The following is a 235-nucleotide window of genomic DNA, read 5'->3' as shown; positions in this document are numbered from 1 at the left end:
GTCTCCGCACCGGTGCGGCCGTGCTGAGCCGGGTCGCCTTCGTGGTGACGGCGGACGAGATCCGCTTCGAGCCGCTCCCGTCCGCGAACTCGGCGGTGGCGGACGCCCCCGCGGCGGTGTGGCCGGTCCCCGGCACCACGGTCGAGGACCGACCGTCCTGGGCAGCCGGCGCCCGCCTGGTGCTCCGGCGCCCCGGCGCGCGGAGGCGGGTCTACCTCGCGGCGACGCTCGACGT

Annotated in this window: 1 protein-coding gene; it reads left to right on the top strand. The window is 78.3% G+C overall.

Translation table 11 applies throughout. The annotated features are described in order from the left end of the window. Positions 1-235: hypothetical protein (locus KVT14_RS21490; protein ID WP_217617398.1), on the top strand; the 235-nt coding region annotated here is incomplete at both ends.

Source organism: Cellulomonas sp. GbtcB1, assembly GCF_019091725.1.
Taxonomy (GTDB): Bacteria; Actinomycetota; Actinomycetes; order Actinomycetales; family Cellulomonadaceae; genus Cellulomonas.
The sequence above is the reverse complement of the archived record's forward strand: the minus strand, read 5'-3'. Positions and strand labels throughout refer to the sequence as shown.